General features: G+C 59.7%; 1 protein-coding gene. It reads right to left on the bottom strand.

Annotated features, from left to right (window positions below; all coding sequences use genetic code 11):
* Positions 1 to 511: amidohydrolase family protein (locus AC1DH9_RS30775; protein ID WP_477809537.1), on the bottom strand; the 511-nt coding region annotated here is incomplete at both ends.

Genomic DNA, 511 nt, shown 5'->3' with positions numbered 1-511 from the left:
ACCTGATGGGTATTGCGCTTGAGAATCGGCAGGCAATAGAAGTGCGGACGAATCCCGCCCACCAGCATGTGGTTGCGGTTATACAGCAGGTGGTGAGCGGTGATGGTTGCGCCAACGTTGGCCGGAGCCTCGTTGACGAACTGCACGGCATCGCGGGTAGTGATGTGTTCGAACACCACTTTGAGCGTTGGGAAACGCTCCACGACCCGACGCATGTGCTCGTCGATGAAGACTTTTTCGCGGTCGAAGACATCGACGTCGCCGCGGGTGATTTCACCATGAATCAGCAAGGGCATCCCGACCTCGGCCATGGCCTCGATCGCGGGGAAGATCTTGTCGATGCTGGTAACACCGGAATCCGAGTTGGTGGTCGCGCCAGCCGGATACAGCTTGGCAGCGTGAACGAAACCGCTGGCCTTGGCCTCGCGAATTTCATCGGGTGTAGTCCGGTCGGTCAGGTAAAGCACCATCAGCGGTTCGAAACGGCTGCCGGCCGGGCGCGCAGCGAGAA

This window comes from Pseudomonas sp. 05T35 (assembly GCF_056396605.1).
This window is presented reverse-complemented; position numbering and strand designations above follow the sequence as displayed.